Annotated in this window: 1 protein-coding gene; it reads right to left on the reverse strand. The window is 56.2% G+C overall.

Annotated features, from left to right (window positions below):
- Positions 1–509: 509 nt before the first annotated feature.
- A partial coding sequence (locus CYJ26_RS10890) for a hypothetical protein (protein WP_219619559.1) occupies positions 510–689 on the reverse strand: 180 nt, incomplete at its 5' end.

A 689-nucleotide genomic window follows, 5' to 3' on the forward strand; every position in this document is an offset into this window, starting at 1 on the left:
CTCGGGAAACTCACCCCCGTCGAGTTCGAACTCATCATGAAACCAACCGCAACACTGGCGGCATAAACCCGGAGGTCAACCAAACCTTCAGCAGTCCCGGATCATCGAGCTGGGCTGCCGCATCGCCCGCGGGTTCCGCAACGTCGAGCACTACCGCCTCCGCATGCTCCTCATCACCGGAGGCCTCGACGCCTCACCCCACACTCAACTCTGAAGAGCCGGTTAAGGCCCTCAACGGTCGAGAATGGTGCTGCCCGGCCTGGGGTCGACTGTTCACGACCTGAAGCGAGGGGTCTCATTGGGTGCTCGCGCGGACCTCAAGAAGGGGGTGGCCAGCGTCACGCGAAATCAAGTTGACCAATGCCGGGGCGGGATGGTTAAAGTACTCCTCGCTGCCGCACGGAGGCAACGGTTCCAAGGCAGTCAACTGGATAACGATATTGGTTCGAAATCAAGCCCAAGAGATCGGGATCACGAATTCCGGACTTGACGGAAACGAAATCTTCCAACTATTCTAATCCAGTCGCCTTGAGGGGCGGAACGAAAGGCCAAAGGCCTTCGGGAAAAACCTCATGGGTGTGTTGTTTGAGAACTCGATAGTGTGTCATGTTTTTTATGCCATAGTGGGATGGCTGGCCCTGGTTTTTTGGGGTTGGTTGTTCTTGTTTTGTTTTGGTTTGCCTGCCTTG

The organism is Actinomyces urogenitalis (assembly GCF_002861525.1).
In the GTDB taxonomy this organism is placed as follows: Bacteria; Actinomycetota; Actinomycetes; order Actinomycetales; family Actinomycetaceae; genus Actinomyces; species Actinomyces urogenitalis.